The 19,454-nt window shown below is 38.0% G+C and carries 15 protein-coding genes and 1 pseudogene; 9 read left to right on the forward strand and 7 right to left on the reverse strand.

All coding sequences use genetic code 11. The features are described 5' to 3' along the window. Window positions 1-64: 64 nt before the first annotated feature. From V7121_RS24900 to glaH, 5 genes and pseudogenes are all read left to right on the forward strand, one after another. A pseudogene (locus V7121_RS24900) lies at window positions 65-334 on the forward strand (aldehyde dehydrogenase family protein); the annotation flags it as partial. A gap of 283 nt (window positions 335-617) precedes the next feature. Beyond that, window positions 618-1,967: an amino acid permease gene (locus tag V7121_RS06285; RefSeq protein WP_420490562.1), complete on the forward strand. Its 1,350-nt coding sequence runs from the start codon at window positions 618-620 to the stop codon at window positions 1,965-1,967. Window positions 1,968-2,104: 137 nt separating this feature from the next. Further along, complete coding sequence (gene lhgO, locus V7121_RS06290) at window positions 2,105-3,319, forward strand: L-2-hydroxyglutarate oxidase (RefSeq protein WP_335546038.1); 1,215 nt, start codon at window positions 2,105-2,107, stop codon at window positions 3,317-3,319. A 50-nt stretch (window positions 3,320-3,369) separates the two neighbouring features. Further along, entirely contained in the window at window positions 3,370-3,705 is a 336-nt protein-coding gene (locus V7121_RS06295) for a DUF3870 domain-containing protein (RefSeq protein WP_335495213.1), read from the forward strand. A gap of 293 nt (window positions 3,706-3,998) precedes the next feature. Further along, the gene (gene glaH, locus V7121_RS06300; protein WP_335546162.1) at window positions 3,999-4,937 is read left to right on the forward strand and encodes a glutarate dioxygenase GlaH; all 939 of its coding nucleotides are present in this window, start codon (window positions 3,999-4,001) and stop codon (window positions 4,935-4,937) included. 353 nt (window positions 4,938-5,290) lie between these two features. Here the strand turns inward: glaH and V7121_RS06305 are convergent, their stop codons facing one another. The 5 genes from V7121_RS06305 to V7121_RS06325 all read right to left on the reverse strand — a co-directional run bounded on the left by V7121_RS06305 (window position 5,291) and on the right by V7121_RS06325 (window position 11,092). Continuing rightward, entirely contained in the window at window positions 5,291-6,826 is a 1,536-nt protein-coding gene (locus tag V7121_RS06305; protein ID WP_335495212.1) for an APC family permease, read from the reverse strand. Between the two features lie 117 nt (window positions 6,827-6,943). Continuing rightward, entirely contained in the window at window positions 6,944-8,443 is a 1,500-nt protein-coding gene (locus V7121_RS06310; protein WP_335495211.1) for an aldehyde dehydrogenase family protein, read from the reverse strand. Between the two features lie 88 nt (window positions 8,444-8,531). After that, entirely contained in the window at window positions 8,532-9,506 is a 975-nt protein-coding gene (locus V7121_RS06315) for a PDR/VanB family oxidoreductase (protein ID WP_335495210.1), read from the reverse strand. A gap of 55 nt (window positions 9,507-9,561) precedes the next feature. Beyond that, window positions 9,562-10,080 (reverse strand): hypothetical protein, encoded by a 519-nt coding sequence (locus V7121_RS06320; protein ID WP_335546040.1) that lies wholly within the window; start codon window positions 10,078-10,080, stop codon window positions 9,562-9,564. 25 nt (window positions 10,081-10,105) lie between these two features. Further along, a complete protein-coding gene (locus V7121_RS06325; RefSeq protein WP_335495207.1) occupies window positions 10,106-11,092 on the reverse strand; it encodes a heme-dependent oxidative N-demethylase family protein in 987 nt (328 codons plus the stop codon). Between the two features lie 316 nt (window positions 11,093-11,408). Between V7121_RS06325 and V7121_RS06330 the strand changes: the two genes are divergently transcribed. The 3 genes from V7121_RS06330 to V7121_RS06340 all read left to right on the forward strand — a co-directional run bounded on the left by V7121_RS06330 (window position 11,409) and on the right by V7121_RS06340 (window position 15,959). Beyond that, on the forward strand, window positions 11,409-13,256 hold the full coding sequence (locus V7121_RS06330; protein ID WP_335546043.1) for a sigma-54 interaction domain-containing protein: 1,848 nt from the start codon (window positions 11,409-11,411) through the stop codon (window positions 13,254-13,256). Window positions 13,257-13,539: 283 nt separating this feature from the next. Continuing rightward, window positions 13,540-14,727: a CaiB/BaiF CoA transferase family protein gene (locus V7121_RS06335; protein ID WP_335546045.1), complete on the forward strand. Its 1,188-nt coding sequence runs from the start codon at window positions 13,540-13,542 to the stop codon at window positions 14,725-14,727. A 20-nt stretch (window positions 14,728-14,747) separates the two neighbouring features. Further along, window positions 14,748-15,959: an acyl-CoA dehydrogenase family protein gene (locus V7121_RS06340; protein ID WP_335495203.1), complete on the forward strand. Its 1,212-nt coding sequence runs from the start codon at window positions 14,748-14,750 to the stop codon at window positions 15,957-15,959. A 44-nt stretch (window positions 15,960-16,003) separates the two neighbouring features. Here the strand turns inward: V7121_RS06340 and V7121_RS06345 are convergent, their stop codons facing one another. Continuing rightward, window positions 16,004-16,312, reverse strand: a complete 309-nt coding sequence (locus V7121_RS06345; protein WP_335495202.1) for a DUF3870 domain-containing protein — start codon at window positions 16,310-16,312, stop codon at window positions 16,004-16,006. A 129-nt stretch (window positions 16,313-16,441) separates the two neighbouring features. Here V7121_RS06345 and gucD point away from each other — a divergent pair, with 129 nt between their 5' ends. After that, window positions 16,442-17,893 (forward strand): alpha-ketoglutaric semialdehyde dehydrogenase GucD, encoded by a 1,452-nt coding sequence (gene gucD, locus V7121_RS06350; RefSeq protein ID WP_335546047.1) that lies wholly within the window; start codon window positions 16,442-16,444, stop codon window positions 17,891-17,893. A gap of 138 nt (window positions 17,894-18,031) precedes the next feature. On the opposite strand, the gene V7121_RS06355 is transcribed toward gucD, so the two are convergent. Continuing rightward, on the reverse strand, window positions 18,032-19,423 hold the full coding sequence (locus V7121_RS06355; RefSeq protein WP_335546049.1) for an NAD-dependent succinate-semialdehyde dehydrogenase: 1,392 nt from the start codon (window positions 19,421-19,423) through the stop codon (window positions 18,032-18,034). Window positions 19,424-19,454: the final 31 nt, after the last annotated feature.

Here is a 19,454-nt window from a genome sequence, read left to right on the forward strand (position 1 = left end):
GAAAGTATTGGATTTACTCTAGACTCTTCAATTGAAGATGTAAAAGAAGCAGTGCAACAAGCAAAAATACCAACTGGAGCTTGGCGGGAAGAATCCTGTGGTTGTTTTGAAGGATGCGGACATTGATTTAGCAGCAAAGCTGACAGTTGAAGCAAGTATGAAACAGACAGGGCAGCGATGCACTTCAACTAGAGAGTTTATGTTGAGGAAGCAATCTATGCAAGCACCATTTGGTGGAATGAAAGAATCCAGCTCCGGTACCCGTGAACAAGGACAAGCTGCAATTGAGTTTTTTACATCTTATAAAACAGTGGCAATTACCACAAAAATGTAGTCCAGGAAGGTGAAGGATTAAATCTTTACATGTCTGCTTCGTTAAATTTCTGAATCTTTTAAAATTACAGAAACAAACAAAAATATCTGATAATCTCTCTGTGCCAAAAGTAGCATATCAGCTAAATGAACTAAAATATTTTCTCAAGACCAGATATGTAACAATGATTTCTTAATGCAAGAATCTAACTGTTCAGAAAAATAAATTTAGCAATTTAAAGGAGTTGGTATGTTTGGGGAATCCAACAAAGTTACAAGGTAGTCTTAAGCAAAGGCATATTACAATGATATCAATTGGTGGTGTCATTGGGGCTGGACTTTTTATTGGCAGTGGTCTAGATATTAATAAATATGGTCCGGCTGTAATAATATCTTACTTAACTGCTGGAATTCTAGTTGTTTTGGTAATGAGAATGTTGGGAGAAATGGCAAGTGTACGTGTCGGAGTACCTGGGTCTTTCAAGGCGTATGCAACTGAAGCATTTGGACCCGCTGCTGGTTATTCAATAGGTTGGCTGTATTATTTTTTCTGGATGTATATTATAGCGTTAGAGGCTTCGGTTGGAGCTAGTCTTTTGCATAGTTTGATTCCAAGTATGTCCGCTGAATGGCTAACCAGTTTAGTGTTAACATTGCTGCTCACACTTACAAATTTAGTGTCAGTTAAATCCTATGGAGAATTTGAATATTGGTTTGCGATTATTAAAGTAGCGGCTATTATTGTTTTCCTAGTTTTAGGCATAATGGTGATAATAGGAATTTTTCCGAGTGTTGATTCTCCTGGGTTTACGAATCTTCTAAATGAAGCTAACGGTGGCTTTATGCCAAAAGGCATAAACTCTATCTTACTAGGTATGTTATTTATCATGTTTGCCTTCTTCGGCACAGAAATCGGCGTAATTGCTGTCAATGAGTCCGAAAACCCTAAAAAGGCAGTTCATACAGTAATTAACAGTGTTGTTTGGAGAATTTTAGTTTTTTATATAGGGTCGATATTGGTTATCTCAATGCTGATTCCGGCATCTGATGCCGCTAAATTACAAAACCCCTTTGCATCTATATTTGACACTCTTGGCATTCCATATGCAGGTACAATCGTTCAGATTGTTGTGTTAACTTCAGTGCTTTCATGTTTAAATTCAGCTCTTTACACAAATTCAAGGATGTTATTTTCTCTTGCGTTAGAAGGAGATGCCCCAAGATATTTTGCAAAATTGAATAAAAGTGGTGTACCAGTACGAGCGGTGTGGGCTAGTACATTGTTTGCATATATTGCAGTAATCCTAAAATTTGTGGATATTAAAATTGATTTATTTGGTTTTATTGCGAATGCTGCAGGTGCAATTTGCCTGCTAGTCTATTTGATAATTGCAATGTCACAGATCCGCCTGCGTAATCGTGATAAAGATAAGTACTATCCGATTAAAATGTGGCTATTCCCATATCTTTCTTATGCGGTAATCTTACTTTTAGTCGTAACATTAGTTGCAATGTTTTTCGCTGGAAAAGATTTGGCGCATGCAACTATCTCAACCTTTGCAATTACAGCGTTTGTTATTATTACATTCTTTTTATTGCGGAGAAACAAGGCTGCCGTTGCCTCGAAAACAACTTTTCATGCTTCAGGGGAATAGCAAATTACTTTGTCATTTTAATTAAAATTTGTATTGAAGAATATTTGGCTTTTCTATCTGCTGTATCTCTCAGATGGAAAAGCTATTTTTAAAAATATTGAAAAAAGAAAAAATAATCAACAATTGAGGAGAAAAGTATGTATGATTTTGCAATAATTGGTGGAGGAATTGTGGGATTGTCAACGGGAATGGCACTTTATGATCGTTATCCGAATGCGAAAGTCCTAGTGCTAGAGAAGGAAAATGTGTTAGCGGATCATCAAACGGGCCATAACAGCGGTGTTATCCATTCAGGGATTTATTATAAGCCAGGGAGTTTTAAAGCGCGTTTTGCTAAAGCGGGAAGCCGTTCGATGATAGAATTTTGCCGAAAGCATGATATAGAACATGATATCTGCGGTAAAGTAATTGTAGCCACTAAGCAAGAAGAATTGTCGCTTCTTGATAACTTATTTTCACGTGGTCTTGAAAATGAATTGGCCATTCAAAAGATCAGCGATGGACAGTTAAAGGAAATTGAACCTCATGTCAATGGGGTGGGTGCGATTCGTGTTCCGATGGCAGGAATAGTTAATTATCGTCAAGTGAGCGAAAAATTCTCCGAAATTATATTGCAACATGGAGGTGAAATCAAGCTAGGAACGAGAGTGGAAAAAATAAATGAGAAAAAAGGCGAAGTGTTGATTGAAACGAATAAGCAAACGTATAAAGCCCGTCTAGTTATCAACTGTGCAGGTTTACAAAGTGATCGCGTAGCAAAAGCTGCTGGATACAAAACAGATATGAAAATTGTACCTTTTCGCGGCGAATATTTTAAATTAAAACCAGAAAAAAGATACCTTGTTAAGCACTTAATCTATCCGGTCCCTAACCCTAAGTTTCCTTTCCTTGGAGTTCACTTTACACGAATGATTAGCGGAGAAGTAGATGCAGGGCCGAATGCAGTCTTAAGTTTTAAACGCGAAGGTTACAAAAAGACTGATTTCAATCTAAAGGATTTTGCAGAAGTAATGGGGTATCCTGGCTTTTGGAAGCTTGCAAGTGGATTTATGAAAGAGGGCATTGATGAAATGGTTCGTTCTGTAAGCAAAGCGAAATTTGTTGAAAGCCTTCAGCAATTAATTCCTGAAATTCGAGCAGATGATTTAGTTCCTGCACCAGCGGGGGTACGTGCACAAGCCTTGAAAAATAATGGGGTCATGGTTGATGACTTCCATATTATACTAGGTGAGAGCAGTGTTCATGTATGTAATGCGCCTTCTCCTGCCGCAACGGCTTCGATTGAAATTGGAAAGGAAGTCGTCAATCGAATTCCGGTTCAATCTCATTTAAAAATGTCTGTTGCATTTTAAAAGCAGGTGTTTGTAAGGCCAAATAAAAATTTTAATTTAGGGAGAAATTTATGGTAAATCCAAATGTCATGTTTATTGCTGGCCATGCAAGATTGCCCCAGGGGATGGCAGCGAAAAGTGTATTTGATACATTAACGATTACAGCAGAAGTAGATACTAAATATGGAGTTATATTAGAAGCATCATGTACACTTGCAACGGAGCATGGGAGAGAATTCATTGGCAATTTACTGAAGGGAATCAGTTTGAATGAGGAAATTGACAAACATGTTGAGTATATTCAATATTATTACCGCGGGAAAGCAACAAATGCGCTGATTGCTGCTCTTAAAGACCTTTCTCTCTACTATCACCAGCAAAAAAATGAGATCAAATCAGTTAAATAATTAAGTATTATAAATATTGACATAATTGAAATATTAGATTAATATTTTAATAGATAATAAAATGTATATTCGCCTTTTGAATAGTCAACCTTTCAAAAACGTGGATAATGTTCGTTATAAACTTGGAAATTAATTTAATAAAAAACTGTGAAATTTACTATGACTCTATTAATGTAGGGCAATAAGGTAGATAATAGCCAGTTATACTGCGTCTTTATTGAGCAGAATAACTGGCTATTTTTGTTTTCAAGTGGATAACAGACAAATTAATCATTATTCAGGAGGTTTTATTGATGAATGTTCTCGAAAAGAAATCATTAAAATTTGTTAAAAAAACACAAGCTTATGAGATTAAAGCGCATCCACAAAGTGACCGATTATATCACATTAATATTTCAACAAATGCACTTTCTAATTTTTTGGAAGCAGTAAAACAGGACGATATATCTGTTCAGCATTTGGAATACACACCATATGCTCGCCATATTATTGCTTCTTATCTATTGAATCAAGTAGGTGAAGAGTTTGCTGAACTTCTTCGGAGCATTTTACATGACCGACAATCCGGGGGTTTTACTATTGGCTTAGAAGATGTTACTGAAAATACTGACGATTATGTAATTTTTTCAACTGCTATTTCTTATTTGTTGGGATCTCCAAATCATGATGCAATGTCGGGAAAGTATTATGCACGCTTCACTGTAAAAGATACGGATAGCAGCGACTCTTACCTTCGTCAGGCATATCGGTTATTTACACTTCATACAGATGGTACGTTTGTGGATGAGCCGACAGATTGGCTTATAATGATGAAGATGGTGGAACAAAATGCCCGTGGTGGTGAATCACGTTTATTGCATCTTGATGACTGGAATGATATTGACAAATATGTCAAAAATCCGTTAGCGAATCATAAATTTAAGTATAAAGCCCCAAAAAGTAAAAACATTGATCAAGAGATTGAAAGATTAACTTTCTTCAATCATAATAACAAGCCTGGTATTTGTTTTATCGATCAATTTGTTTATCCTGATACCATTGAGCAAGCAAAATATCTTCGTGATCTTTCTAGTTCACTGGAAAATGATGAACATGTAATTGAATTGGAACTACCAGTTGGAAATCTTGTCGCGATCAATAATATTTTCTGGCTTCATGGGCGTGCTGCATTTGAAAAAGATCCGAACTTATACCGGGAGTTACTTCGCCAACGTGGCCGATTTAACCAATAATTATCTAACTGTAGCTGGTTTACTTTCTGGACACGGTTATTCACATTTTGCCTCATACTTGGGGTAAGGGAAAATTTATCTCGGAACTCAATAACAAAGAAGGCAACTAACTTGAGTTGCCTTCTTTGAATTCAAGGGGCTTTTTCATTACTTTCATGATTAACCGCACGGTGAATCCTTCACGCGTGCGGTGTTTACTTTTTAGCACTTAAGGTCAGGGGAAGGAACCTTTTAGACAGTAGACCAATCCGAAAATCGGAGTAGTCTACCGTCGACCTTGTTTAGTATAATCTATAAAGTTTAAACACTTTGGATTTTTCAGTAACCTATTCAAAATTGAGTTACCATAAATCCTACATTGATATGTCTTTGGGCTCGTTTTGCTCCGAGATATATCTTTTCGGTATTGCATCATTATACGGCATACTGCTATGTCCATAGCTGCGATGAATCATCATATACATTAATCCAGTAACAACAACTACCACGCCTGAAATGAGCACGATATAGTTATCATACCACGGTGCATCTGGTGTTCTTGGCCAGCACATGTTAATCATAGCGATAATACCGTAAACAAGTGCACCAATATTGATAGGCAGTCCCCACTTGCCTAACTGATACTTACCACTTGGCTTCCATCCTTTAAGTCTAGCTCGAAGTGCAGCAAGGACAACCATTTGGAATCCAAGATAAATTCCAAATGCTGCAAAACTTACTATCTTAGTGATCGCATCTGTAGACACTTTTGATCCAAGCACAATGATGGCAGGAGCAAATGCCGCAAGAAGAAGTGCATATGGTGGGATGTGACGAGTAGCGGAAAACTTCTTTAACAATTGGCTTCCTACGATCATATCATCACGTCCATACGAATAAGCAAGTCTGCTTGCTGCCGCCTGTAAACTCATTGCACATGATAGGAAAGAAATAACTACAATACCCAATACAATTTTTGCTCCAATAGGGCCAAATGCATCGTTTAGTATTGTATCAACAGGGTTGATGTCCTCACCAGCTATAACTGCTGGGATATCAGCAACGGCAAGGATTAAAGAAACGCAAACAAAAGTTGCCGCAGCACCGCCAATGTAAATCGTCCGACGCATTGCCTTCGGGATAAGAACACCCGGATTCGGTACTTCTTCAGCTACATCTCCACAAGCTTCGAACCCATAATATTGAAAAATTCCAATTAATGAAGCTGCTGCAAATGCAATAAAATAGCTGCCACTACCCTGAGTACCAAAAGCATCAAAGAGCACGTTAAGACCGTGATGTCTTTCTGTTAATAGCAACCAGCCACCAACTACAAGCGCACCAATAATCTCAGCAGCAAAACCAATAATGGCTGCAGTTGCAAGAACCTTTGTTCCAAGAAAATTGATGATAGTCGCAAGTACAAGAATGATTAAAGCACATATTATCGTGGAGTTCACAGATGCTTGAAAACCTAAAATTTGTCCTAGAAAAGGTCCAGCTCCGTAAACAACACTGGCAATCGTCACAAGCAAAGCTATTAAATATACCCAGCCAGTCATCCAAGCCCACTTTCGTCCCCATAATCTTCGGGCCCAAGGATAAACTCCACCTGAAACAGGGTATTGCGCAACAATCTCACTAAAGATAAGTGCGACAAGTAATTGTCCGAGTCCAACAACAACAAAACTCCAAATCATTGGCGGTCCACCAACCGCAAGTGCGTATGCAAATAGTGTGTACACACCTACTACAGGAGATAGATAAGTGAACCCAAGCGAAAAGTTTGCCCATGGACTCATATCGCGGCGAAATTCAGATTTATATCCAAGCGATGCCAGCTGAGCAGCATCACTATCATGATGTTCTATTACGGATCCACCAATTGTTTTGTTCTGATTTTCTTGCATGTTTTTGAGCCTCCTTTAAATAGTAGTTAAATTCTATTTGCCAGTACTGTACTAATTTATAATTATACAAATATTCATAAACCTTTACTTAGTTAGAAAGTTATTTAATTTTAATAGTTATTTACCGTTGTCTGAAAACCAGCCTGTTGGTCCAACAGCAAGATTTATGTTAATTTGTTTCACTTCTTGGAATTCATCTAATCCAAATGTTCCAAGGCTTGAACCGATGCCGCTTTGTTTATAGCCATGCCATGGCGCTTCATTGTAGGTTGGTCCATAAGCGTTAATCCAAGTAATACCAGCACGTACTTGTTTAATCACACGCAGTGCTTTTGCCCCATCTGAAGTGAATACGCCGCCGGCAAGACCATAGATTGTGTCATTTGCCAGTTTAATTGCTTCCTCCTCATCCTTGAATTTTTGAATAACTGCAACAGGTCCGAAGATTTCTTCTTTCACGATCCTCATCTCTGAAGATACATCAATGAATACGGTTGGTTCAACAAAGAATCCTTTATCTAAACCATTTTCCGTAAGACGATTTCCACCGCATGCTAATGTTGCGCCTTCCTTTTTGCCAATTTCGATATATTCTAGAATAGTATTGAGCTGTGCTTCACTTACAATAGCACCCATTTCGGAACCTTCTTCTAATCCAGGCCCAACTTTGATATTTTTGGCGCGTCTAACGAACTCTTTAACGAATTGATTGTAAATGCTTTCTTCGACAATAATTCGGCTTCCGGCAGAACATACTTGCCCTGAGCCATAGAAAATGCCAAGTAATGCATGATCAACAGCAGCTTCAAAATCAGCATCAGCAAATATGATATTCGGTGACTTTCCACCTAATTCAAGGGAGATTTTTTTCAAATTGCCTGCAGCGTTACGCATAATGCTTCTTCCTACCTCAGTGCTACCTGTAAATGAAACCATATCTACATCATGGCTTGCTGCTATTACCTCGCCAATTACAGAGCCTTTTCCTAATACCAAATTGACTACACCTTTCGGGACACCAACCTCTTCAATAATTTCAACTAATTTCGTCGCAGTTATTGGAGTTACTTCAGCTGGCTTATACACTATCGTATTTCCAGCAGCTAACGCAGGAGCAAATTTCCAAACACTCATTAGGAACGGGAAATTCCAAGGAACAATTAACCCTGTAACCCCTACTGGTTCACGTACGACCATCGCTTGCATTGGATCGGCAACATGATATGTTTGTCCATCAGGAGTCCTAATTAGGCCTGCATAATAACGGAAACAAGAGGCAGCATCACTTATATCAATATCAGCCTCGGCTTTAATTTTTCCATTATCTTTTACCTCAAGTTCTACTAGTTCATCGTGTTTTTCATCAATTTTATCTGCAATTTTCAATAGGTAATCCGCACGTTCTTGGGCACTTAGCTTAGACCATACCCCACTTTCAAACGTTTCTTTTGCCGCTTTAATGGCTTCTTTGGTTTCTTCAATTGTTGCTCTAGGAGCGATCGCAATTAATTCACCATTTGCTGGATTAATTACCTTATTGGTATCTGGATTACTAGAAAGTCTCCATTCACCATTGATAAGCATCTTTAATTCTAAAACTTGAGTGGTTGTTGTCATAAGAATTGCCTCCTATTTTTTACGCCTCAGCGTTTTTTAGATCCCAAAGCTGAAAAATTATGAATCTATTACAGAAAAAAAGTCACTATTATAGTTCTAAAATGAGCTCTTTTTCAAGTTCTTTTGCTCTCGAGCAACATGTTAAAATAACGTTCTTCGTATGTCTTTCTTCATCTTTGTAGAAGTGATCTCGATGATCAACTTCACCTTCAACTACTTGTACTTCGCAGCTACCACATCCACCTACCTTACAAGAATAGGGAGCTTCTACCCCAGCTTTTAATAATGCTTCTAATAACGTTTCTTCTTCAGAAACTTCCACCTGATAACCGCTGTTCGCTAATTTTACGACAAAAGGATTTTTCATTCCCTCATCAGTTGTGGCAAATAATTCAAAGTGAATGGAATGACTTGGGTAACCGTATGAGTCCGCTGCTTCCTTGTATTCTTTCACCATTGAATTGGGTCCACAGAAATACACATGTGTGCCAATCCGATGTTCCGCCAAGGTTACAGGTGTCATTTTAGTAGGTTTTTCTGTTCTTGAAAAATAGAAGTGACATTTACCAGGATATTTTGCCTGCAACTCATCATAAAAAGCACAATCTTCTTTCGTTCTTGCAGAATAATGTAATTCAAATGATTTACATTCTGCTGTTAAATCCTCCATCATGGTCATAAATGGAGTAATACCGATTCCAGCTGCATAAAATACATGATGTTTAGCCGATTTAAAAGCTAACGGGAAATGATTTTTAGGCCAACTGATTTCTAAATGATCGCCCACTTTGATCTGTTCATGCCAATAAACGGAACCACCTCTTGAAGAGTCATCCTTCCGAATTGCAATTGCATATTGAGTACGGTCAGTTGGATGGCTGACAAGTGAGTAATTTCTTTCAATTACGCCATGGCCACTAGTTACATATGTAGCGATATGAGAACCACCAGTAAATGAAGGCAGTAAATCAATATCAACCGGATGCAAGTGGAAGCGCTTTACCGTTTTTGTTTCCTCTACTATTTTTCCTACATAAACTTTAATCTTTCCGAATGCTCTCATAAACATCACTCCCATCCTATGACTATAATTCTATTTTTTACTTCTCACGTAACTTTTAAGTTAATGTTACGAAAGCAGGGTTGTAAGGATATCCGATATATCCTTTTCGTTCTATGGAGAAGAATGGTCCAATTTCTAAACTGATTTGGCAATGGTAACAAATGGTATCTGTTTCTTTAGGCTCAACTTCCTGTAAATGATAGCATTTCATACAATATACATAACGCTTCTTCTCGCCAAAAATAAGTGTTTGAATTCCTTCTTCTGAAAACCCAGCCTCAATCGCTGCTGAAAAAATAGCAACCGCATCATCCCATTTAGCTGAAATATAAAGCTGTGTTCCCATTTTTTGACGATCTAAGTCTTCGTTAATATTTTTTATTTGTAATTCATCATTGATTTTGATAAGTTCATATTCTATTTGGTCATTTATTTCATTCGTAAATTGTTGAATTGTTCCTGCTTCTCTTGGTTCAGCAGAAATAATCAGTAATTTTCTCCTATCATGTCTTACTGTGAATCTATCTACAATTGTTTTTGATTGATCGAATAATACCGGGCTGTTGTATACCACTTTACATACCTCCAATCATTGCACCCTAGTTTGTTTGTAATTTTACTTTTTCAACCAAGTTTTTCAAATATTCTACTGTAGGTTCGATAAACGGGGTAAATCCTTTATAATCAGCCATTGGTTTCGGAATATCTGAGAGAATAGAGTATGTTTGCTCAAGCCATTCTGGTTTTAATGCCAAATCTTCCATTGGCAGGAATTGAGTATTTAGTACGAACAAAATCGCATTACTCCTTGGCATACGATAGAAAAATTGTTCTTCTACACGAAGTCTTACTAGTTTACCGGCATTTTCTGGAGTGACTAGGGAGCGTGTTGGTCCCCATGTATCAAATGTTTCATAATTTACATCCCAACGGTTTGCCATCAAATTCCAGTTGATTCTGGTCCATGGCTCACCTGGTAAAACATTGCGCATTAAGAAATTACGAACTCTTTCAGCCAGTGGTACACCTGTGCGTGACACAAATGGTACAGGTCCATGAATCTCGTCAAAGGACATCCCTTTATTCCAGTGAGGGGAGAATAATGCTGCATAAGATTCTTGAGCAACTTCTAAATAAAGATTGTCATCCCGAAGAACCATTAATACAAAGTCAGTGGCGAAATGACGGCCAATTAAATCCAGCGGCTCAAGTTTAATGCTAGATGCATCACCAAATATAAAAGATTCCGTTTCATTTAAGATTAAATTATGAAAAGTCCAGTGATTCCCATTCTTTTCTACTTGGAAATGCTCTGGGTAGCGTTCAACCGCCATATTAATCAGCATCTCTGCTACTTCCCATTGCATTTCCATTGTATGTGGATAGGATTGGAATCTTACTTCAGGTTGTTCATTCAGTAATTCCCTTTTTCTTTTTATTTGTTTTACATATTCTGGTGTTATAACAACACAATTTTGTTCATGCTTTTCAAGTTTTTTTAAGTCATTTGAATACCGATAGTTGGTACCTTCTTTAATGTTCCGAAAAGGATATGGAAATAAATCCAGTTTAGTAGATTTGTACATGAAAAATTCCCCCTTTAATTTTTAAAAAATAATCTCATTTTCAGATTGAATAGAAGAAAATGAGATTATTTTACTTGCCGTTCAGGTAATATATATTGCCAGTTCTATTGACCTCCTCTTTTCTAAGTCTCTGTTATAACTATTAGCAAGTTTTATGCCAAATTGAAAACGTTCACAAAATAGCCACAATCTAATATTTTAAAAAATTTGATAGTATTTGTTAAATTCAAATTTGAATTCTTTATTCAAATATGAAATAATTTATTTTGAATAATCTAAAATTTTAAAATCTATTGAATGAAGGGTTAAATGTGTGATGTCTATGATTTTGACTAATGATCAACTACTTCAAGCTTTTCAATCTAGTCTTCTATCCATTTACGATGAAATAATTGTAACCAATGGAAAGGGAACAATTTTATTTCTAGGTGGAAAACTGAAAAACTTTTGGTCAACAAACACAACCTTAATGATTGGTAGAACATTTACTGAATTAGAGGAGATTTCATTTTTTGGTGATCCCATTTTACAATTATTAAATAAAGAGGCAAACTCTCTTCAATTAAAGGCTTGGAATGGCAACACGATTCTCATAACCGTGTTCCAATCAAATGGTATTAATGAAGAGTTAATGGTATGGGGATTAAAAAGTATCTCCGATCGTTTAATGGATTCCATAGAAATAACTGCTGAGCCGGATATAAAACATACCCCCTCAATGGTCGTCCATAGTCAGAAAATGAAAGATGTATTTCACACAATAGAAATGGTTTCAAAAGTTTCAACCACAGTTCTCTTATTAGGGGAATCTGGTGTAGGGAAAGAAATGTTTGCTAAAACCATTCATCAATTAGGAAATAGGAGGTCTAAACCTTTTATTGCGGTAAACTGTGGTGCCATACCGGAAAATTTATTAGAAAGTGAATTATTCGGGTATGTGGGTGGGGCATTTAGTGGTGCAAACAAAAATGGTGCTCCCGGAAAATTTGAATTAGCAAATGAAGGAATCATTTTCCTCGATGAAATTGCAGAATTACCACTGAACTTGCAAGTAAAGCTCCTTCGGATTTTACAGGAAAAAGAAGTCACACCATTAGGAAGTTCAAAACCGATTCAAATTGATGTCCAAATAATAGCTGCAACGAATCAATCATTAGAAAAAATGGTCGGAGAGGGACGATTTAGAGAAGATTTATATTATCGTTTAAATGTAGTACCAATTGAAATCCCTTCATTAAGGGAAAGAACAGAGGAGATTCCTTACTTAATCTATCATTTCGTAGGAAAATATAATACGTTATATCATAGAAACATCAATGTTTTACCAGATGCAATTGATTTATTATCTATATACGATTGGCCGGGAAATGTCCGGCAATTAGAAAATACGATTGAACGAATCGTTGTGACGAGTAAAGAATTGAATGTAGACTCAAGTTTAGTTTACAAATATATTCCGAAAAAGGCTGCTGTTAAGGAACCTCCTATGATTCATCACATTATGCCGCTGCAAGAAGCAGTGGATATGATAGAAGAACAATTGATTAAAATGGCAATCGATAAATATAAGTCAGTTAAACTTGCAGCAAAAGTACTGGATGTTAGTCAACCTACAATGAGTAGAAAATATAAAAAAATTCGTGAGAAAATGCAACACAAAACTCTTTCCCCTCTAAATAAAAGAAAAATACTGGAAGAACATCTAAATAAACAATTACGATCGATGGCGATTGTGACGTCTACTGTCATTCTTCCAGAAGAAATCCTTGAATTAGTGAATCCTAGTATGTCACCATCAAACCTGACGTATAAAAATGTTCAGAAAAAATTAACGAAAATTCGTGAACAAGAAGGAATCATTGAGTGGGTCTATATTTTTAAAGTTTTAGATAATAATAAAATGCTAACGATTGTAGCAAGTGAGGATTTCGTGCTTCCACATGGGCATATCTATGAAGGACCTCCTGAAATGATGGAAGTTGCATTTGAGGCGATGGATGGGAAAGCAGGAGTCACACCTTTATATGAAGATATTTATGGTGAATGGAAAACAAGTTTTGCTCCCTTAACGGATCATAACGGAAATGTTTTGGCCATAATTGGGTTTGACCATACCAAATCGTATATCGAAACCGAGTTAAAGAAAATAGGGAATATGATATAAGGAGATCATAGCTGTTAAGAAAGAAATTTTGTTTTTTTAAAATACTTGCTCTATTCAGAAAACTAGTATAAAATGATAATTAACTTCATCCGATCCGCTTAAACAGCTGAAGGCGAGTGAAGAACAGATTGAAACATTCATCATATAGACTGAAAAGTTTCCACTCCCGACCTTAGCAGGTTGGTTTAAATGGAGCGTAAGCCAGTCCAAAACACAATTTTGTGTATTTGGGCTGGCTTTTTATCTTTTTGTAATGAAATTTTTACTAAGTGGAGGAGGCAGTATGGGAGGAGCGTTAGAAGGTGTAAAAGTATTAGATTTAACAAGGGTGCTGGCTGGTCCTCATTGTACGATGATTTTAGCAGACCTCGGCGCAGATGTTATTAAAGTAGAAGGCCCTGGAGGCAGCGATGAGACGAGAAGCTGGGGCCCTCCGTTTCAAAATGGTGTTAGTGCCTATTATTTATGCGCTAATCGTAATAAGCGTAGCATTACTGTCAACCTGAAAACAGAAGAAGGAAGGGAAATTATTCGGACATTGGCTAAAGAGGCGGATGTTCTCATTCACAATTTTAAAACGGGATCGATGGAAAAATGGCTGCTAGACTATGACTCTTTGAAAAAAATCAACCCGCAGCTCGTATATTGTTCCATCACTGGATTTGGGGAAACGGGACCCTTCCGGCATTTACCCGGTTATGACTATATTATCCAAGGTATGAGCGGGCTTATGAGCATCACCGGGAGTGAAGAGACTGGGCCTATAAAAATAGGTGTGGCAATGGTTGATCTTTTGACAGGTCTGTATTCTGCCATTTCAATTGAAGCAGCGTTGTATGAAAGGGAAAAGTCCGGTCAAGGTCAAAAAATAGACATGTCACTGATGGATACAGCCGTTAGCTCGCTTGCGAATGTAGCCAGCAATTATCTCATTTCAGGAAATGTTCCACGGAGAATTGGAAATGATCACCCTAATATCGTTCCTTATTCAACATTTAAAGCACTTGACGGTGAGCTCATTATCGCTGTAGGGAATAACCGGCAGTTTGCGACATTATGTGATGTGCTGGGATATAGGGAACTAGCAGAGGATGAAAAATTTCGTACCAATGAGGCTAGAGTTAAAAATAAAGAAGAACTGACAAGAGTTTTGGAAAATCTGTTGCAAGTGAAATCTGCTGATGAGTGGATGGAGCTATTTTCGGAAAAAAACATCCCATGTGGTCCGATTCATTCCATGGATCAAGTGTTCGAAAATCCACAGGTTACCGCTCGTGAAATGGTCGTTCAAGTTGATCACCCGGAAGCAGGGTTAGTAAAACTAGTCGGTTCACCTATTAAACTATCAAGAACAAAGGTGAAAATGGAACGACACCCTCCGATGGCGGGGGAACATAACAGTGAGGTTCTTCAACAAGCTGGGTTCTCTTTAGAGGAGATTGCACAATTAAAAGAAAATAAAATCATTTAAAAAACCAGGAGGTATTAGCTATGAATTTTGATTTCACAGAAGAGCAAAAGATGTTAAGAAAAATGGTGAGAAGTTTTGTCGATAAGGAAATTATCCCAAATATGAAGAAATGGGATGAACAAGGACATTTTGATCCTATTATTTGGAAGCGTTTAAGTGAATTAGATCTGATGGGGGTTTGTATCCCTGAACAATATGGCGGAAGCGGTATGGATTATAATTCCCTTGCCATTGTTTGTGAAGAACTGGAAAGAGGCGACACAGCCTTTCGTACGGCCGTATCCGTTCATATCGGGTTAAATAGCCTAACACTATTACAATGGGGAACTGAGGAACAAAAGCAAAAATATCTCGTTCCACAGGCCAAAGGCGAAAAAATAGCTGCCTTTGGATTAACAGAACCAGGGGCTGGTTCAGACGTGGCATCCCTCTCGACAACGGCCATTAGGGACGGTGATGATTACATTCTAAATGGCTCGAAAACATGGATATCCTTATGTGACATTGCCGATCATTTTATCGTATTTGCCTATACAGATAAAGACAAAAAACATCATGGGATTTCCGCATTTATCGTGGAGCGCACCATGCTTGGCTTTTCTTCTAAAGCAATAAAAGGGAAATTAGGAATCCGATCTGGCAATACTGGTGAATTGTTCTTTGACCAGGTAAGAGTTCCAAAGGAAAATTTACTTGGCAAAGAGGGGGAAGGATTCAAAATTGCCATGGCCGCACTTGATAATGGCCGTTTTACGGTTGCCGCAGGAGCTGTTGGTCTGATAATGGCGAGCTTAGAGGAAAGTGTAAAGTATTGTCATGAACGAAAAACATTTGGTAAAGAAATTGGAAAACACCAGCTGGTTCAGCAAATGATTGCCAATATGGAGGCGGGATTACAAATGAGCCGTTTATTGGTATATCGTGCGGGTGAACTTAAAAATCAAGGGAAGCGGAATACAAGGGAAACCTCTCTTGCAAAATGGCAGTCATGTGATTTTGCGAATAAGGCAGCTGATGATGCCGTACAAATTCATGGGGCATACGGTTATTCAAGTGAATACCCTGTTGAGCGATTCCTAAGAAACTCAAAAGCACCTGTTATTTACGAAGGAACGAGGGAAATTCATACGATTATGCAGGCAGAATATGTACTTGGTTACCGTGAAGATAAAGTCTTAAACAACATGATGCCAGCATGGCCATTTGAAAAAGAAACCGTAAATAACAGTTAAAAAGTAGGGCTCCTTGATTGGAGCCCTTACTTCGAAACGATGATTCATTTAGTAAGTAATTCATATTGTTTATATAAGTCTTTTAAGGCAGCAATCAGGGCATTATTTGCCTTTCCTAAATAGCCTGTTTTTAACTGATCGAGAGGAAGTTCAATTCCATTCCGTAAGCTATGACCTTTTAGAAGCCTGTTGATAAAATCCCTGCCATGTTCAGTAGCCAAGGTACAAGAGGCATCAACAATTACACCATAATGTTTATCGATTTCTGCAGTAATGGTTAACGTTTCGTAAACATTTTTGGCAGCCATCCCTGTTGGCAGTTTGGCATGTCCGGCGATAAAAATTGTATTCACTCATCCACCTCCTAAATAGCATTTATTTTTAGAATAATATAAAAAAAGTAAAATAGGTAGACTTAAATGAAAATAATCAATTAATTAAAGCTTTTGATAGAGTCATTAATGGAAGGGAGAAACCGAAAAATGACATTAACAACTTTGAACTTTATTAATGGAGAATGGGTTTCTGCACAAAATGGTAGTTTCATAAGGAGTATTAACCCTAGTGATTTAAATGAAGTAGTTGGAACCATTGCTGATTCAACTATCGAGGATTTAGACGATGCAGTTCAAGCGGCAAAGAGAGCGGGAGTAAGCTGGAGGAAATTATCAGCAGTTGACAGAGGAAACTTTCTACATAAAGCTGCTGATATATTGGAAAACAATGTGGATGAAATTGCGGAAATTGCTACTAGAGAAATGGGGAAAGTTTTACACGAAATGAAAGGGGAAGTGAAAAGGGGAGTTGCCATTTTAAGGTACTTTGCGCAGGAAGGAATGCGGCAAACCGGTGAAGTATTGCCATCTGCTCAAAGTAATAATTTCCTCTATACAAAGAGGGTACCGATTGGGGTTGTTGGGATCATTACGCCTTGGAATTTTCCTGTTGCGATTCCACTATGGAAAATAGCCCCAGCTCTTATTTATGGAAATACGGTAGTATTTAAGTCAGCATCAGAAACAGGAATAACTGCTGCGAAATTGGTTGAAGTCTTCAATCAGGCAGGCATACCGGGAGGGGTCATAAACTTTATAAACGGAAAAGGATCCGTTATTGGCCAAGGAATGGTAGAGCATAACGATATTCACGCCATTTCTTTTACTGGTTCGAATGAAGTTGGTAAACAGATTGCGATCGGTATGGCAGCCCGCGGAGCAAAATACCAGCTGGAAATGGGAGGGAAAAACCCTGTCATTGTTCTAGAAGATGCTGATTTGGATCTAGCTGCGAATCTTACAGTGTTAGGAGCTATGAAACAAACAGGGCAAAGATGTACAGCTACCAGTAAAGCATTTGTTCAAAGATCTGTTTATGATCGATTTAAAGAAAGAGTAATAGAAAAAGTTCAATCATTGAAGGTAGGACCTGGTCTGTTTAACGGAATAGACATGGGTCCATTAGCATCTAAAAATCAACTTGACTCAGTAGTTGACTATATTGATAAAGGATTAACAGAAGGAGCTACCCTTTTGGCAGGGGGCAGGATTCCTATGGGAAGTGAATGTAAAAATGGCTTTTTCATAGAACCTACTGTTTTTGGGAATGTAACTAATAACATGGTTATTGCAAAAGAGGAAATCTTTGGACCTGTTTTATGTTTAATAAAAGTGGAAAGCTTGGATGAAGCCATCGAGCTAGCAAATGATAATATGTATGGGCTTAGTGCATCACTGTTCACGAAAGATTTAGCTAAAGCGTTCATCTTTGCGGATCAAATTGAAGCAGGCCTTGTTCAAATCAATGGTGAAACAGGCGGTGCGGAACCACAGGCGCCATTTGGCGGAATGAAGGCATCCAGCTCACATTCAAGGGAACAAGGGCAGGCGGCAAAGGAATTTTTTACAACGATAAAAACAATCACGATTACTCCTTGAATGATAAGACGAGAATAATTAAAATATAGAAATACAAGGCTCCTACGGTGTGTATATGAACACATTGTAGGAGCCTTATTTGTATTTTATGTTAAAAAAATTCTTAAAAAATGTATTCTATCTTTTTGTTGAGAGACTCTAAAGATTACCTATAGATAAATATTTAGTTTCCAAGTAGGGTTCAATCCCTTCGAGCCCTCCTTCGCGGCCAATTCCACTTTCCTTCATGCCACCGAATGGAATGTGAGCTCCGGATGGTGCCCCGTCATTCCAGCCGACAATTCCGAAGTCTAGATTCTCACTCAAATATGTTCCGGTTTTATAGTTATTGGTGAAGAAGTAGGCAGCTAAACCATATGGAGTACTATTGGCGATCTCTACTGCTTCCTCTAAATGTTTAAAGGTAATAATTGGAGCGACTGGACCAAATGTTTCTTCCTGCATAATGTTCATATCAAGTGTAACATTTGATAAAACAGTAGGGGAGACGAAGAAGTAACCTTGTTCCTTATCGGTGTTGAATTGATTTCCTGCCAGGACTATTGCCCCTTTTTCAATCGCATCATTAATTTGGTCTACGATTTTGTTGAAGCCCTTTTCATTAATAATAGGGCCTACTTGTGTATCAATATCAAGCCCATTACCAACTTTTAATTTTTTCGCTGCTTCTGCTAATTTAGCAGAGAAAGCCTCAACTATCGTTTCATGGACAATGATCCGGTTTGCACACACACAAGTTTGTCCGGCATTCCGAAACTTGGTGAGGAGCGTTTGCTGGACAGCAAAATCCAGGTCCGCATCTTCGGCAACGATAAGTGGAGCGTGCCCGCCTAATTCCATCGTCACATGTTTCACCGTATTAGCGCTGTTTTTAATTATTTGCTTTCCAACAGGAGTGGACCCAGTAAAGGTAATTTTGCGGACGTATTCACTGCTTGTAAAAAGATCACCTACCACCGAGCCAGAACCATTTACATATTGGATGACATCGGTAGGAATTCCTGCCTCGTGGGCAAGTTCAATTAATCTGATCGATGTTAAAGGTGTTTCGACTGCTGGTTTTACAATAAAGGGGCAGCCTGCAGCCAAAGCAGGTGCTGCTTTTCTTGTCATCATCGCCGCCGGGAAATTCCACGGCGTAATCGCCGCCACTAAACCAATCGGCTGTTTGGTAACAGTGATTCTTTTGGTGTCAGAAGCTGCAGGGACCGTTCTCCCGTAGATGCGTTTTGCTTCTTCAGCATACCAGTCAATGTAGCTTGTGGCATAATCTACTTCACCGAGGGATTCATTCAACGGCTTGCCATTTTCCAATGTCATGATTTCAGCGATTTCTGCTTTATGCTCTTGAATAATTTGTGACCAATTTCTTAATAATCGGGAACGCTCATGGGCATTAACCTTTGCCCATTTTTTAAAGTTGTCATGCCCGGCTTTTAGTGCTAGCTTGATTTCTTCTTCTGTATTAATCCGGATTTCTTTAATAACTTGACCTGTTGCCGGATTCTTCACTTGTAATAGAGCTGCCATTATATACACCACCCAATGTTTTTATGAGGAT

The sequence above is a fragment of the Neobacillus drentensis genome, assembly GCF_036962125.1.
Lineage (GTDB): Bacteria > Bacillota > Bacilli > Bacillales > Cytobacillaceae > Neobacillus > Neobacillus drentensis_B.

What these genes read in the sequence shown, in the direction of transcription:
- V7121_RS06285 (WP_420490562.1), top strand. Translation starts at nt 618, where the DNA reads ATGATATCAATTGGTGGTGTCATTGGGGCTGGACTTTTTATTGGCAGT.
- lhgO (WP_335546038.1), top strand. Translation starts at nt 2,105, where the DNA reads ATGTATGATTTTGCAATAATTGGTGGAGGAATTGTGGGATTGTCAACG.
- V7121_RS06295 (WP_335495213.1), top strand. Translation starts at nt 3,370, where the DNA reads ATGGTAAATCCAAATGTCATGTTTATTGCTGGCCATGCAAGATTGCCC.
- glaH (WP_335546162.1), top strand. Translation starts at nt 3,999, where the DNA reads ATGAATGTTCTCGAAAAGAAATCATTAAAATTTGTTAAAAAAACACAA.
- V7121_RS06305 (WP_335495212.1), bottom strand. Translation starts at nt 6,826, where the DNA reads ATGCAAGAAAATCAGAACAAAACAATTGGTGGATCCGTAATAGAACAT.
- V7121_RS06310 (WP_335495211.1), bottom strand. Translation starts at nt 8,443, where the DNA reads ATGACAACAACCACTCAAGTTTTAGAATTAAAGATGCTTATCAATGGT.
- V7121_RS06315 (WP_335495210.1), bottom strand. Translation starts at nt 9,506, where the DNA reads ATGAGAGCATTCGGAAAGATTAAAGTTTATGTAGGAAAAATAGTAGAG.
- V7121_RS06325 (WP_335495207.1), bottom strand. Translation starts at nt 11,092, where the DNA reads ATGTACAAATCTACTAAACTGGATTTATTTCCATATCCTTTTCGGAAC.
- V7121_RS06330 (WP_335546043.1), top strand. Translation starts at nt 11,409, where the DNA reads ATGTCTATGATTTTGACTAATGATCAACTACTTCAAGCTTTTCAATCT.
- V7121_RS06335 (WP_335546045.1), top strand. Translation starts at nt 13,540, where the DNA reads ATGGGAGGAGCGTTAGAAGGTGTAAAAGTATTAGATTTAACAAGGGTG.
- V7121_RS06340 (WP_335495203.1), top strand. Translation starts at nt 14,748, where the DNA reads ATGAATTTTGATTTCACAGAAGAGCAAAAGATGTTAAGAAAAATGGTG.
- gucD (WP_335546047.1), top strand. Translation starts at nt 16,442, where the DNA reads ATGACATTAACAACTTTGAACTTTATTAATGGAGAATGGGTTTCTGCA.
- V7121_RS06355 (WP_335546049.1), bottom strand. Translation starts at nt 19,423, where the DNA reads ATGGCAGCTCTATTACAAGTGAAGAATCCGGCAACAGGTCAAGTTATT.